Genomic DNA, 11,786 nt, shown 5'->3' on the forward strand with positions numbered 1-11,786 from the left:
AAGGTCTTTCGGTGCTCATGAAATCGCACCTCAACCTGCTACTTCTCTTCTTTTTTGTCCGCCTCCGCGTAGGAGAGCGTCATTTTTTGGTCTTTTGGTTCAAAGAAGGTGATCTTGAATTTGTATGTCTTTCCCAGTTCAAGCGTTTCGCGGAGTTTCTGTTCCGTACTGAATTCAGATACATGCACCAATCCGGCGACTCCTTCTTCAATGCTTACCAGCGCTCCGTGCTTGTTGAATTTAATGACGACGCCGTCCACAATGTCACCCTTTTTGTATCTGTCTTTTGCTTCACCCCACGGATTTTCTTTGAGTGCTTTAATAGACAGAGAGATCTTGTCGTCCTTGATCTCAATAATTTTTGCTTTTACTTTTTCGCGGACTTTAAAGAGGGCTTTAGGGTCCTCCACCAAACCCCAATCAATTTCCGAGATATGCACCAATCCTTCCAGTCCCTCTTCTACTTTGAGGAACACGCCGAAATCAACAATGCCGGTGATCTCTCCCGTTACTTCATCGCCCACATGGTATTTGCTGACGATTTTTGCCTTGTCGTTTTCCACCATACCTCTCTCGGAAAAGATCAATTTTCCCTCCTTTGGTGATGCGTTGATGATCTGAACAGAGAGCTTTGTGCCGATAAACTTTTTCAGCTCACCCAGTATCTGGTCTTTGTTCCCGTCTTCAACTCGCGGATAATGCTCTTGGGAGAGTTGAGAAGCGGGAAGGAACCCTTGAATACCTTGCCATTCAAGAATGAGTCCTCCTTTGTTCGCGTCCTTAACGGGAAGCTCCAGAAGAGTTTTCTTCTTTATCGCATCTTCCGCTTCACCCCAGGTGAGCGCTTGGCGCGCTTCTTTGAGAGAGAGCTCGGTGTAGCCATTTTCGTTTTCCGCTTCCACCACCTTGGCCGCAATAATGTCCCCAATGTTCGCACGTCTGATGACGTCGCGCGCATTCATGTACTCTCGGCCATAGATAATGCCGGTGCCAAACGGCGCGAGATCAACATAAACCGATCCGCGCCCAAAGCCGATGATCGCGCCTTCAACAAGGTCCCCTTCTTCCGCTGGCACGCGTTCTTCACTCAAAAGCATGTTTGCCATGCCAGTATCAATAGTGGCGAGTTCACTCGTTTCGTCCGCGTCTTTCTCGAGGATTTCCAGGTCGTTTTTTGTTACGTCAGTCGTTGTCATAATTTTAAAAGAAAAAACCGCTTCTAACCCCGCAATAGAACGGGGTGAAGCGGAGTTTTTTATTCTCCGCAAGGGGTCTGTATCGTACCTGCCGTTGTCCGGATCGTTACAGGGTTGACCTTGCTTTCTCCGCTGATAATAGGCACAGCATACAGTATTCATTAAAAAAGTCAAAAACAAAAGGGAGTTCAGATGAACCCCCCTTTTTGCCTTGCGGCTTTGTGCTTTTTTGTTGTGACGCGTTCGACTTGAGGCAAAGGCTTTATGCGAGCGCGCGGCCGTTTTGTCCCGCACGCTCCCTCTGGATGCGCGCATAGATTTCTTCACGGTGGACAGGGACGTCCTTGGGAGCGTTAACCCCGATGCGCACTTGGTTGCCTTTGACACCGAGCACCGTGACCGTAACGTTATCACCGATGTTGAGAGTTTCCCCAACACGCCTCGTCAAGATAAGCATTGAGTAGTACCTCTTGGTTTGTGTGAAAATACGAAAAGAACAATCGTGGAAATTCAAGTTTGTTTATTATGTCTAGCGAGGAAGGGGATGAAAACTGGAATCCCGACGATGTCGGGATGGAAATTTTCATTTCATCCGAGCGACATTGTTTTCTTAGGTGCAAAGCAACTTAGAAAACAAGAAGTACTCCTGTGGTGCGACGACATAACAAAAGGTTTAATACCTCCCCAACTTGCTCTGGGATTAATGCCTTTTATAGCAAATATCCGACATGTTGTCAACCGAGCACTACTTTTATTTTACTCTTGGAACAAATGAGGTTTTTGACGGATCATGTAATCATTGTTTCGGCAGATGCCTGACGGAGAAGTTAATAAAAGTGGTGCTCGGTCAATCCCACCGGAGAGATGAACATAAGCGCTAGGATTCTTCCGTAATTTTGTTATAATAGTGCGCATCATGATAGTCACCTATTACGGCAAACAATTTTTCAAGGTTCAACTCGGCGATACCGTGCTCGCATTCAATCCTATCTCCAAGGATTCAAAATTGAAAGCGGCGCGCTTCGGCGCGGATGTGGTGCTTACCTCTCTTAATCACGCCGATTTCAACGGTGTGGAAAGTGTTACCTATGGCGAGAAAACGCCGTTTGTTATTTCCGGACCGGGCGAATATGAGATCAAAGGGATCTTCGTCAAAGGTTTTCTTGCTGAATCGTCATACCAAAAGGAGCACAAGATGAATACGATATATCTCGTTTCGCTGGACGGCATGAATCTCTGTTTCCTGGGAGCGCTACAAGAGGGCAAGCTTGATGACAAGACGAAAGAAGCTCTTGACGATATTGATATTTTGTTCGTACCGATTGGAGGCGAAGATGTATTGGCGCCCGAGCAGGCGCACAAACTCGCCACCCAGCTTGCGCCGCATGTGGTCATCCCGATGGATTACGGCGAAGGCTCTGAGAAAAATGCGCTTGCGCAATTTCTGAAAGAAGTGGGTGTGGACAAGGCGGTACCGCTAGACAAGCTTACCCTCAAGAAAAAAGACTTGGAGGATAAAGAAGGAGAGGTCATCGTGCTGAAAGCACAGTAGTTTCCTCGCTCCAATTTCTCATTAAAACCCGATATCGGAGTATTGGAAATTATTGAGAAAGGAGAGATTTATGAAAATACGTTCATTTTCCATGCTTCATTACATTGAAAAATTACAAACAAAGCCGGAATATATTCGCAAGAGGATCCTTGTCGCGATTGTGGCGGTCTTTATGAGCATTATCGGTTTTGTATGGGTTTCCACATTTTCATTGCGGTTTGGAGGAGATATTCCTCTGCAAGAAGATGAACAAGCCCCCTCGCCATTTGCGGTGATCAAAGAAAGCGGCAAGACGTTCTCTTTGGATTTCAACCGAGGAATTGAGCAGTTAAAAGAGCAATTTGGACAGTAGACCCGTTGCGCAATAATTTTTCGTAGCGAGATGATGAATTTTCGTGCGAAAACAGCGAAGCGCGAGGAGGTGAATACAGCGTATTCATTGACGAGTGATGAGTTGTTTGTAGCCGAAAATTCATCATTGCAGTAGAAAAGGTTATTGCGCAGCGGGTCTAATAGTCAGCGACGGCAATATATGTTAAAATAGGTTCAAATAGAGAGACTTGAGTATATGATGAAAAAGGATGACAACCCGGTAGACGGGCGGACAGATGGTCTTGTGCCAGTGGATATAAGCTCCGAAATGAAGGAGTCTTATTTGAATTACGCCATGTCGGTCATTACTTCCCGCGCGTTACCGGATGCGCGCGATGGATTAAAACCTGTGCAAAGGCGTATTCTTTTTGCCATGCACGGTATCGGCCTCACCTACGCCGCACGACCGAGGAAGTCAGCCGCAGTGGTCGGAGAAGTGCTTGGTAAGTACCACCCGCACGGCGACTCATCCGTGTACGAAGCGATGGTTAAAATGGCCCAAGAATTCTCATTCCGTTATCCGTTGGTGATCGGACAGGGAAACTTCGGCTCCATAGACGGCGATTCGGCCGCCGCGATGCGATATACCGAAGCAAAGATGTCCCGTCTCACCGCGGAGATGCTGGGTGATCTTGAAAAAGATACGGTACAATGGCGCCCTAATTACGATGGGACGAGAATGGAGCCGGTATATCTTCCCGCGGCTGTTCCGCATCTCATTTTAAATGGCACCTTAGGTATCGCCGTCGGTATGGCAACCAATATTCCCCCGCACAATTTAAGGGAGGTTCTTGACGCTACCATGCATCTTGTAGACAATCCAAAAGCGACCACTGAAGACCTTCTCCAGTTTGTCACCGGCCCCGATTTTCCCACGGGAGGAATAGCGTTCGGCAAAGAAGATATTCATCACGCGTACGCTTCCGGCCGTGGGGGCGTTGCGGTGAGAGGTGATGCGGAGATCATTGAAAACAAGGCGGGCAATTTCCAGATCATCATTACGTCCATTCCGTTCCGCGTGAACAAGTCGGAAATGATCATCAAGATCGCCGACCTCGTGCGGGACAAACGTCTTGAAGGCATCAAGGCGCTTCGGGATGAGTCTACCAAAGATATTCGCGTGGCCATTGATCTGAAGAGCGGCGCGCAACCGCAGAAGATATTGAATTATCTCTACAAGCACACCGACCTTGAGTCCACATTCAATTTCAATATGGTGGCGCTTGTTGACGGCGTACCGCAGGTGCTTTCTCTTAAGGGAATACTGGAAGAATTCATCAAGCACCGCAAGGATGTGGTGACACGCCGCACGAAATATGAATTACGCAAGGCGGAAGAACGCGCCCACATTTTGGAAGGGCTCAAAAAAGCGCTTGATAATATTGATAAGGTGATCAAAATCATCAAGCAATCAAAAGATACCGCCTCGGCGAATATGAACCTGATGAAAGAATTCAAGTTTAGCGTGGAACAAGCGACCGCTATTCTTGAGATGAAGTTGCAAAAACTCGCGGGATTGGAACGGAAGAATATTGAAGACGAACTCAAAGAGAAACTTGAACTTATCAAAAAGCTCAAAGCAATACTTGCCGACGCGAAGAGGGTCTTGCAGATCATCAAAGACGAGCTTGCGAGCATCAAAGAGCGTTACGGCGATGATCGAAAGACGAGGGTCATGAAATCAAAAGCGCGCGTTTTGGCGCCTGAAGACTTGGTGGAAGAAAAAGAAGCTGTTTTGGTGCTCACCCGCGGAGGATACATCAAGCGCATTGACCCCGGAGAATTCAAGAAGCAAAAACGAGGTGGTGTGGGGGTCATTGATCTTGATACGAAAGAAGAGGATGTGGTAACCATATTCATTACCACCAGCACGCACAGCGATCTCTTGTTCTTTAGCGATAAAGGCAAGGCGTATCAGATGAAGATGTACGACATACCCGAAGGAAGACGCGCCACCAAGGGGAAATCCATTATGAATTTCCTCTCTCTTGGTGCGGGAGAATCAGTCTCTTCAGTGCTTGCTATGCCGAAGACCATCAAAGAAATGCAGGATCTCTCATTGTTCATGGTGACCAAGCACGGTGTCGCAAAGAAAGTATCTGCCGAGAGCTTTAAAGATGTGCGACAGAGCGGTCTTATCGCGATCAAGCTTTCCGACGGCGATGAACTTCTGGCGGCTCTTTTTGTGGATAAAAGCGACGAAGTGATGCTTGCGAGCTCGCTGGGACAATCCATCAGGTTCAAGGGGTCCGATATCCGCGAGATGGGACGTAACGCGGCGGGCGTGCGAGCGGTGAAATTGAAAAAGAACGATGAATTGATCGGCGCGGGTATTATGAAAAAAGGCGCCGAAGGTTCACAGTTTATGATCGTTTCCGCGAACGGGTTCGGTAAAAAGACGCCGGCAAAAGAATATAAAGTACAAAAGCGCGGCGGCTCGGGCATTAAGACAGCGAAGGTTACTCCCAAGACCGGGCATTTGATCGCCGCGAGGGTGATCACCGAAGAGGATACGGAAATAGTGGCTGTTTCCAAGAAGGGGCAGGTGATACGAACAGAGCTGAAAGACATCCCTTCTCTTGGGCGACAAACGCAAGGGGTGCGCATCATGAAATTGCGCGCCGGCGACAATCTGGCTTCAATCGTATGTTTGTAAAAGGAGAGCGCGCAGCTCTCTTTTTGTTTGTACACACAGGAGTGGTATGTATCCGCGCGCGAAGTAAGCTATAATGGTGGTATGGATTTTTCTGATCCGAAAAAAAACGTAGAACAACTCCGCTTGCGGGAAGGAATGTCTGTTGCCGATTTTGGCGCCGGGTCGGGCGCGTATTCCATTGCGGCCGCGCAGACAGTGGGGGATTCGGGGAAAGTATACGCCATTGAAGTGCAGAAAGATCTGCTGCAAAAATTAAAAAACGAAGCTACCAATGGGGGCTTCCATAATATTGAAGCGCTGTGGGGCGATATTGAGGTGCTCCATGGCACAAAGATACGGGATCACGCGGTAGATGCCGTCATTATCTCCAATGTGCTGTTCCAAGCGGAAGACAAACGGGGTGTTTTGAACGAAGCAAAGCGGATTCTGCGTCCCGGGGGTAGTTTGCTTGTCATTGACTGGGTTGATTCATTTGGAGGCTTGGGCCCTCATCCCGACGAAGTGATGACGCAAGCTGCGGCAAAAAAACTTTGCACGGAGGCTTTATTTGCGTACGAAAAAGATATTGAGGCGGGAGGACACCATTACGGAATGATATTTAAAAAGAGTTAATACATTTTTTACAGACATGTCCAATTTCCAAATTGCTCTCATCACCACCTTCGTCATATTTACCGTTGTTGCCGTTCTTATCTTTACCGGCGCCATTCCGGGCTTTAAGGCGCCCGAGGGAGGCTATGGCGGAGAAGTCGTGGTATGGGGCACGTTCCCGAAATTAAAACTAAGCAGTGCGATTGACGCGTTCAACCAACAGAACAAAGCCCTCTTTAGCCTCGCGTACGAAGAGAAGAACAAAGATTCCTTTGAGCGTGAGCTCCTTGAGGCGCTTGCTTCAGGCCGAGGTCCTGATATTTTCTTTTTGACCCAAGACATGGTGCTCAAACACAAAGATAAAGTGTTGTTGGTCCCGTTTGAGACTCTTACCGAACGCGAGTTCAAAGATACGTTCACCGAAGAAGGAGAATTATATCTGACGCTCGAAGGGGTGTTGGCGTTGCCGCTTTCCGTTGATCCGCTGGTGATGTATTGGAACCGTGATATTTTTTCTTCAGCTGCTATAGCGCGCCCGCCGGAATTTTGGGACGAGTTTCTTACCATTGCGCCGGCAGTGACCGAACGTGATGATGCGGGGAATGTGCTTACCAGCGCGGTCGCCCTCGGTGAATTTGAGAATATCACGCACGCGAAAGATATTTTGTCCATGCTTATCCTGCAGGCAGGCAATAATATCGTAGAGGTGGCAGAGGACGGCAGGGTGAATGTAGTGCTGAGCAATACGCAGGAGAGCGGTTCGCAGAGAACGGAATCCGCTCTCAGGTTTTATACGGAATTTTCCAACTCAGTCAAACCGGCATACTCCTGGAATCGTTCATTGCCACAGTCGCGGGATATGTTTGTCGCCGGTGACTTGGCTGTGTATTTTGGCTACGCGAGCGAGCTTCCCGATATTATCACCAAGAATCCCCACCTGAATTTTGACGTATCTCTCGTACCGCAGATTCGGGACAATAAGACCAAGGAAACCTTTGGGAACATGTATGCTTTGGCAATCGCTCGGAATACAGGGAAACCCCAAACGGCGTTTCAAGCACTCGTCTTAATGGCGGGAAGCGATTTCGCCAACACGGTTTCTAAAGCAATGAAACTCCCGCCCGTTCGGCGCGACTTGTTGTCCATCAAACAAACAGATGCCTATAATTCGGTATTTTATGATTCAGCGCTCCGAGCAACCGCATGGCTAGACCCGAACCCGGAGGCATCTTATAATGTATTTAAAGACATGGTGGAAGATGTCTCGTCAGGCAGATTTCGCATCAGCCAAGCGGTGTTGAACGCGAATACGGAGCTGAAACAATCAATAGATTCGCGTGAATAAGAAGATCTTGTTTTCTTCGCTCGCTCGGTTATGAAAACATTACAAATCGGGAAAATGCTTTCATAACCCTCACTTACTCGAAAATAAAAAAAATGATCAAAATATTTAAAAAAACGGCAGTAAGAGTTTTCTATTTTCTCGTCATAGCGATGCCTGTGGTTGTTGTTGCGGCTCCGCCACTTGTGCCGTGCGGCAATAAAGGTCAACCCACGTGCGACTTTAATCAGCTCATCGGTCTGATAAAAAATCTTATGGACTTCGCGATCATCATCGCGCCGTTTCTTGCCGCTATCGCGTTTGCGTTCGCGGGCTTCTACTACTTCACGTCGGCGGGCGATACGGGGAAGGTGGAAACGGCGCACGACATATTCAGAAATACCGCCATCGGGCTTATTATCATACTCGCGGCGTGGTTTGTGGTGAAGGTGATATTGGTCGGACTTGGCGTGACAGGTGATTTTAATTTGCTCAATTAATTTAATAATAAAAGACATGAAAAATACCGCACGGAGAATTCTCACATATATCAAATGGAACCTCGTTTCGGCGCTTCTGCTAGCCCCTCTGCATTTTATATATGCGCAGACGGGCGGTGGGAGTGCAAAGGCAACATTGCAATCTCCCCTTGGTGGTGTTGCCAACCTCAATGACCTTATTGAGAAAATTCTCAAGGTGGTGGTTGATATCGGCACGCCTATCGCCGTTTTATTCATCATCTACGCGGGATTTTTGTTTGTGACGGCGCAGGGGAATGAAACGAAAGTAACAAAAGCAAAGAATGCGTTCACCTGGGCGATCATCGGTACTGCCGTGCTCTTGGGCGCGTGGGTTCTTGCGGTTGCCATTGAAGGTACGATAGGAAACTTGAAATAGATATCCAAGAAGCGTCTCTAATATTTAATTATGAAAGCATATACAATCATTCTCGTCGTCTCTTTATTTGCCCCCCTAATTGCCTTTGCCCAGCCAAGAAATTTTGCGGATTTTGCGGGTGTTATCATCAATATCGGGAACAACCTAGCCCTCCTCTTTATAACCGCCGCGTTTGCCGCGTTTTTGTGGGGGGTGGCGCGAATGGTACTGCACGCCGACAGTGCCGATGAACGCGAGAAAGGAAAGAAAACCATGACATATGGTCTCATTTCGTTGTTTATTGTATCAGCGTTATGGGGCATTATGGCGCTGACACGCAATACGTTCTTTTTTAGCGGCGGTTCTTCCAGCGGTGGCGGTAACAGGTGCAATTCAATCTTATGTCTGGACATAGGGATAAAACTGTAAAGCAGCTAGGAACATCCGCAGTGTGTATACGGGCATAATCCACAAGGGTTGTTTGTTATTTGGGCCGGAATTGGGTATGATTACGATAGGAGAATACACGTACAAAGGTCGCTTATTTTCTGCATTTGTTTATTAAAAGAATATGTATAATTTGGTTACACAGTATCAAGCATGAAAAAATTTATTCCATTGATAGCCTTCCTCGTATTGCCATCGGTAGCATTAGCACAGACTGTTCAAACGGTTATTGCAACGGTTAGCAACATTCTTAATCTTGTTATCCCCATTGTTATTACGCTTGCGGTCATTTACTTTTTCTGGGGCCTGGCGAAGTATATTCTGAATGCTGACAACGAAGAGGCGAGAACAGAAGGAAGGAGCATCATGATCTACGGCATTATTGCCCTTTTTGTGATGGTTTCCGTGTGGGGATTGATCGGACTTGTCGGCAATACCTTTAACGTTGGACAGGGCGGTTCCGGAAGAGGATTCATTCCGACCCTCTAACGCGTACCCCGTATGGATATTGGCGCGCTGATTGCAAAAATAGAGCAGAATATCATTCAACCGCTGATTGGTGTTCTTTTTGCGCTCGCGTTTGCGATATTTTTGTGGGGAGTAGCGCGTTTTATCTTTCAATCAGATGATGAGAGCGCGCGCGAGCAAGGCAAACAACATATTATCTGGGGGTTGGTGGGAATGTTCATCATGGTGTCGGTCTTTGCCATCATTCATCTTATTGTGGCAACGTTTGGCATACCTCCACCACCGAATCTGCCGATATTCTAATTCTAGAATAAAAAAACCGTCCCGATCATATCGAGACGGTTTTTGCGGGCATCTTTGAATATTCCAAAAAGAAAAGGCGAGAAGATAAGTATCTTCTCGCCTTGATTGTCTACATACGACACGCACGAGCTGTTGTGCATACGTAAACCGGCTGGTCTCCACCTAAAGAACGAAAGTGTATCGTTGCCCCCTGGAGCTCCCACATCTTCTTTGATGTTATAGGAGTGTGGTTAAAGGGTGATTGTTTAAACGCCCACACAACCGCTCCGTTTCTCCTGAACACCGCTTCCAACCCTCTTTGTTCAGGAGCATTCCAGTAGATACTCGGTCCTACGTAGATCACTTCTGTTGAGTATCTTCCGGATGGTGCGATAACTTTTATCACACCACGTGGAGTACTCACCGCCGCTGATTGCTTACGCTTATCATCGTCCTCACCCCAGTTTATTTGTGAGATGAAGCCGGCGATAAGGACGACTGCAATGAGCAAAGAAAGGACAACAACTTGCCGTTTATTACCCTCTTTCTTAAAAACAAGATTAAGGAGCAATAAAACGATAACAGCGATTTGTGTCCCCCAAAAGAACAGCCCCTTGCTGATCCACCATGCCCATACGCCCGGTAACACCATCCATACCACGAGATTAAACAGCAACCACCCTCCCAAAACAAGAACAAGATTTGATTGTGGTAGGGCAGAGAGGGGCTGACCTTGTTCTTTCGTCCCCTTTTTCTCATATCCCTTTTTCGGTTGGTCGCCTTCTCCTTTCTCGCGTACCGCAAGTGCTACTTTGCCAATAATGATAAGCAAGAGTGCGAACAGGAAAATAATTATTTCAATTCTCATGAGACACCCCCTTTTTCTTCCGTGTCTTTCAGGACACTTCCGGCGGCCTTTGCGATACCGATTAACTCCTTGAACCCATCAGTACCGATAACAACTGTCTTTTGGCCGGGATTCTGAGTAACGGCCCGTGCCGTTTCAGCTCCCAAGACCGCGGGACCCTCCAAGTTGAGTTGAGCCATCATTTTTTTGAGTCCGGTCGTTCTTCCCTTGAGAGTTTCTCTCTCCTTTGCACCCTCGCCCCTGCCTTCAAGTTCAAGTTTTTTTCTCTGTGCTTCGGCTTCGATAACAGTCGCCTTTGCTTGGAGTGTTGCTTCGGGCACCCTTAGAATGGCTACGCTGAGCTCGTGACTAAAGATGATTGATTTTACTTCCGCGATAGCGATCTCAACGCCCCATGGTCTCGAACTTTTTGTGCCGGCGACTAGATCTCGCAACTCGCCCTTCAACATTTGCCCATACTTCTCAAGGTCCTTCAGCGCAGCTGCGGGAGTAACTTTGGAAAATTCCCGCATGAGCACTGTGATCATGATGTCTTCCATTTGTCGACGCGCTTCTTCTCTGCTGCCGATTGTGGTTAAAAACTGTATGTAATCCACAATGCGCCAGCGCACGATGGGAACGACTTCAGCGGTTATTCTCACGTCCAATGGATCGTCACTTGGTCTCTCAGGATGCCCAAAAGGGATTCTGATTGGCGGGAACATTATCCCAACCAGTTCCGGCGGTACCACCTCTGGCTCTCCCCGCTTCACTCTGTAGATATGTTGCGGATCCGCCGGGAGTTCATCTTCTATGGTCAAACGAGTTCCCTTACTGAGCTGACAAATACCCGGTGGAATAAATACTAAGCCGGATGTAAGGTTGTTAATGGGATTTCCAAAAAAGAGTCGAGCTCCTAGTTCGGTAGGCCCAACAATCCGAAACCCCGCCACAGTATAGAGTATCTGAAACAGAAAAGTGATTAAACCCCAATTCAATTTCGTTTCGTCAAATTGCTGTGAGTGCTCGGAGAGCACAAAATACTCTATTGCAAACAATGACACATAGACTATCGTTATCGTGATCCAAAATGTTGTGAAATTCGCAAATTCTTTAATCTTTGCCTTTAATTCCATGGTACACCTCCAAAATTGTCAAAAGGGGAGAGCGTGATTGCT

14 protein-coding genes are annotated in these 11,786 nt (G+C 47.4%); 10 read left to right on the forward strand and 4 right to left on the reverse strand.

The annotated features are described in order from the left end of the window. Positions 1-38: 38 nt before the first annotated feature. Together AAB523_02810 and csrA are read right to left on the reverse strand one after the other, a co-directional pair. On the reverse strand, positions 39-1,196 hold the full coding sequence (locus AAB523_02810) for a S1 RNA-binding domain-containing protein (protein MEK7556190.1): 1,158 nt from the start codon (positions 1,194-1,196) through the stop codon (positions 39-41). A gap of 262 nt (positions 1,197-1,458) precedes the next feature. Then, a complete protein-coding gene (gene csrA / locus AAB523_02815; protein MEK7556191.1) occupies positions 1,459-1,653 on the reverse strand; it encodes a carbon storage regulator CsrA in 195 nt (64 codons plus the stop codon). Between the two features lie 459 nt (positions 1,654-2,112). Between csrA and AAB523_02820 the strand changes: the two genes are divergently transcribed. From AAB523_02820 to AAB523_02865, 10 genes are all read left to right on the forward strand, one after another. Beyond that, the gene (locus AAB523_02820; protein ID MEK7556192.1) at positions 2,113-2,748 is read left to right on the forward strand and encodes an MBL fold metallo-hydrolase; all 636 of its coding nucleotides are present in this window, start codon (positions 2,113-2,115) and stop codon (positions 2,746-2,748) included. 70 nt (positions 2,749-2,818) lie between these two features. Continuing rightward, complete coding sequence (locus AAB523_02825; protein MEK7556193.1) at positions 2,819-3,100, forward strand: hypothetical protein; 282 nt, start codon at positions 2,819-2,821, stop codon at positions 3,098-3,100. Between the two features lie 216 nt (positions 3,101-3,316). Then, on the forward strand, positions 3,317-5,776 hold the full coding sequence (gene gyrA, locus AAB523_02830) for a DNA gyrase subunit A (GenBank protein MEK7556194.1): 2,460 nt from the start codon (positions 3,317-3,319) through the stop codon (positions 5,774-5,776). 81 nt (positions 5,777-5,857) lie between these two features. Further along, positions 5,858-6,388: a methyltransferase domain-containing protein gene (locus AAB523_02835; protein MEK7556195.1), complete on the forward strand. Its 531-nt coding sequence runs from the start codon at positions 5,858-5,860 to the stop codon at positions 6,386-6,388. A gap of 16 nt (positions 6,389-6,404) precedes the next feature. Beyond that, positions 6,405-7,712, forward strand: coding sequence for an extracellular solute-binding protein (locus AAB523_02840; GenBank protein ID MEK7556196.1), 1,308 nt, complete (start codon positions 6,405-6,407; stop codon positions 7,710-7,712). A gap of 92 nt (positions 7,713-7,804) precedes the next feature. Then, a complete protein-coding gene (locus tag AAB523_02845) occupies positions 7,805-8,188 on the forward strand; it encodes a hypothetical protein (GenBank protein ID MEK7556197.1) in 384 nt (127 codons plus the stop codon). A 16-nt stretch (positions 8,189-8,204) separates the two neighbouring features. Then, the gene (locus AAB523_02850; GenBank protein ID MEK7556198.1) at positions 8,205-8,585 is read left to right on the forward strand and encodes a pilin; all 381 of its coding nucleotides are present in this window, start codon (positions 8,205-8,207) and stop codon (positions 8,583-8,585) included. Between the two features lie 30 nt (positions 8,586-8,615). Continuing rightward, on the forward strand, positions 8,616-8,993 hold the full coding sequence (locus AAB523_02855; GenBank protein MEK7556199.1) for a hypothetical protein: 378 nt from the start codon (positions 8,616-8,618) through the stop codon (positions 8,991-8,993). 171 nt (positions 8,994-9,164) lie between these two features. After that, positions 9,165-9,500 carry a hypothetical protein gene (locus AAB523_02860; protein ID MEK7556200.1) on the forward strand — a complete coding sequence of 112 codons (336 nt, stop codon included), beginning with the start codon at positions 9,165-9,167 and terminating at the stop codon, positions 9,498-9,500. 12 nt (positions 9,501-9,512) lie between these two features. Continuing rightward, on the forward strand, positions 9,513-9,782 hold the full coding sequence (locus AAB523_02865; protein MEK7556201.1) for a hypothetical protein: 270 nt from the start codon (positions 9,513-9,515) through the stop codon (positions 9,780-9,782). 109 nt (positions 9,783-9,891) lie between these two features. On the opposite strand, the gene AAB523_02870 is transcribed toward AAB523_02865, so the two are convergent. After that, the gene (locus AAB523_02870) at positions 9,892-10,629 is read right to left on the reverse strand and encodes a hypothetical protein (protein ID MEK7556202.1); all 738 of its coding nucleotides are present in this window, start codon (positions 10,627-10,629) and stop codon (positions 9,892-9,894) included. Continuing rightward, the gene (locus AAB523_02875; protein ID MEK7556203.1) at positions 10,626-11,744 is read right to left on the reverse strand and encodes an SPFH domain-containing protein; all 1,119 of its coding nucleotides are present in this window, start codon (positions 11,742-11,744) and stop codon (positions 10,626-10,628) included. Before AAB523_02875 ends, AAB523_02870 begins: the two co-directional genes overlap by 4 nt. Positions 11,745-11,786 lie beyond the last annotated feature (42 nt).

The sequence above is a fragment of the Patescibacteria group bacterium genome (assembly GCA_038063375.1).
In the GTDB taxonomy this organism is placed as follows: Bacteria; Patescibacteriota; Minisyncoccia; order Phycocordibacterales; family JANLHH01; genus JANLHH01.

What these genes read in the sequence shown, in the direction of transcription:
- AAB523_02810 (MEK7556190.1), bottom strand. Translation starts at nt 1,196, where the DNA reads ATGACAACGACTGACGTAACAAAAAACGACCTGGAAATCCTCGAGAAA.
- csrA (MEK7556191.1), bottom strand. Translation starts at nt 1,653, where the DNA reads ATGCTTATCTTGACGAGGCGTGTTGGGGAAACTCTCAACATCGGTGAT.
- AAB523_02820 (MEK7556192.1), top strand. Translation starts at nt 2,113, where the DNA reads ATGATAGTCACCTATTACGGCAAACAATTTTTCAAGGTTCAACTCGGC.
- AAB523_02825 (MEK7556193.1), top strand. Translation starts at nt 2,819, where the DNA reads ATGAAAATACGTTCATTTTCCATGCTTCATTACATTGAAAAATTACAA.
- gyrA (MEK7556194.1), top strand. Translation starts at nt 3,317, where the DNA reads ATGATGAAAAAGGATGACAACCCGGTAGACGGGCGGACAGATGGTCTT.
- AAB523_02835 (MEK7556195.1), top strand. Translation starts at nt 5,858, where the DNA reads ATGGATTTTTCTGATCCGAAAAAAAACGTAGAACAACTCCGCTTGCGG.
- AAB523_02840 (MEK7556196.1), top strand. Translation starts at nt 6,405, where the DNA reads ATGTCCAATTTCCAAATTGCTCTCATCACCACCTTCGTCATATTTACC.
- AAB523_02845 (MEK7556197.1), top strand. Translation starts at nt 7,805, where the DNA reads ATGATCAAAATATTTAAAAAAACGGCAGTAAGAGTTTTCTATTTTCTC.
- AAB523_02850 (MEK7556198.1), top strand. Translation starts at nt 8,205, where the DNA reads ATGAAAAATACCGCACGGAGAATTCTCACATATATCAAATGGAACCTC.
- AAB523_02855 (MEK7556199.1), top strand. Translation starts at nt 8,616, where the DNA reads ATGAAAGCATATACAATCATTCTCGTCGTCTCTTTATTTGCCCCCCTA.
- AAB523_02860 (MEK7556200.1), top strand. Translation starts at nt 9,165, where the DNA reads ATGAAAAAATTTATTCCATTGATAGCCTTCCTCGTATTGCCATCGGTA.
- AAB523_02865 (MEK7556201.1), top strand. Translation starts at nt 9,513, where the DNA reads ATGGATATTGGCGCGCTGATTGCAAAAATAGAGCAGAATATCATTCAA.
- AAB523_02870 (MEK7556202.1), bottom strand. Translation starts at nt 10,629, where the DNA reads ATGAGAATTGAAATAATTATTTTCCTGTTCGCACTCTTGCTTATCATT.
- AAB523_02875 (MEK7556203.1), bottom strand. Translation starts at nt 11,744, where the DNA reads ATGGAATTAAAGGCAAAGATTAAAGAATTTGCGAATTTCACAACATTT.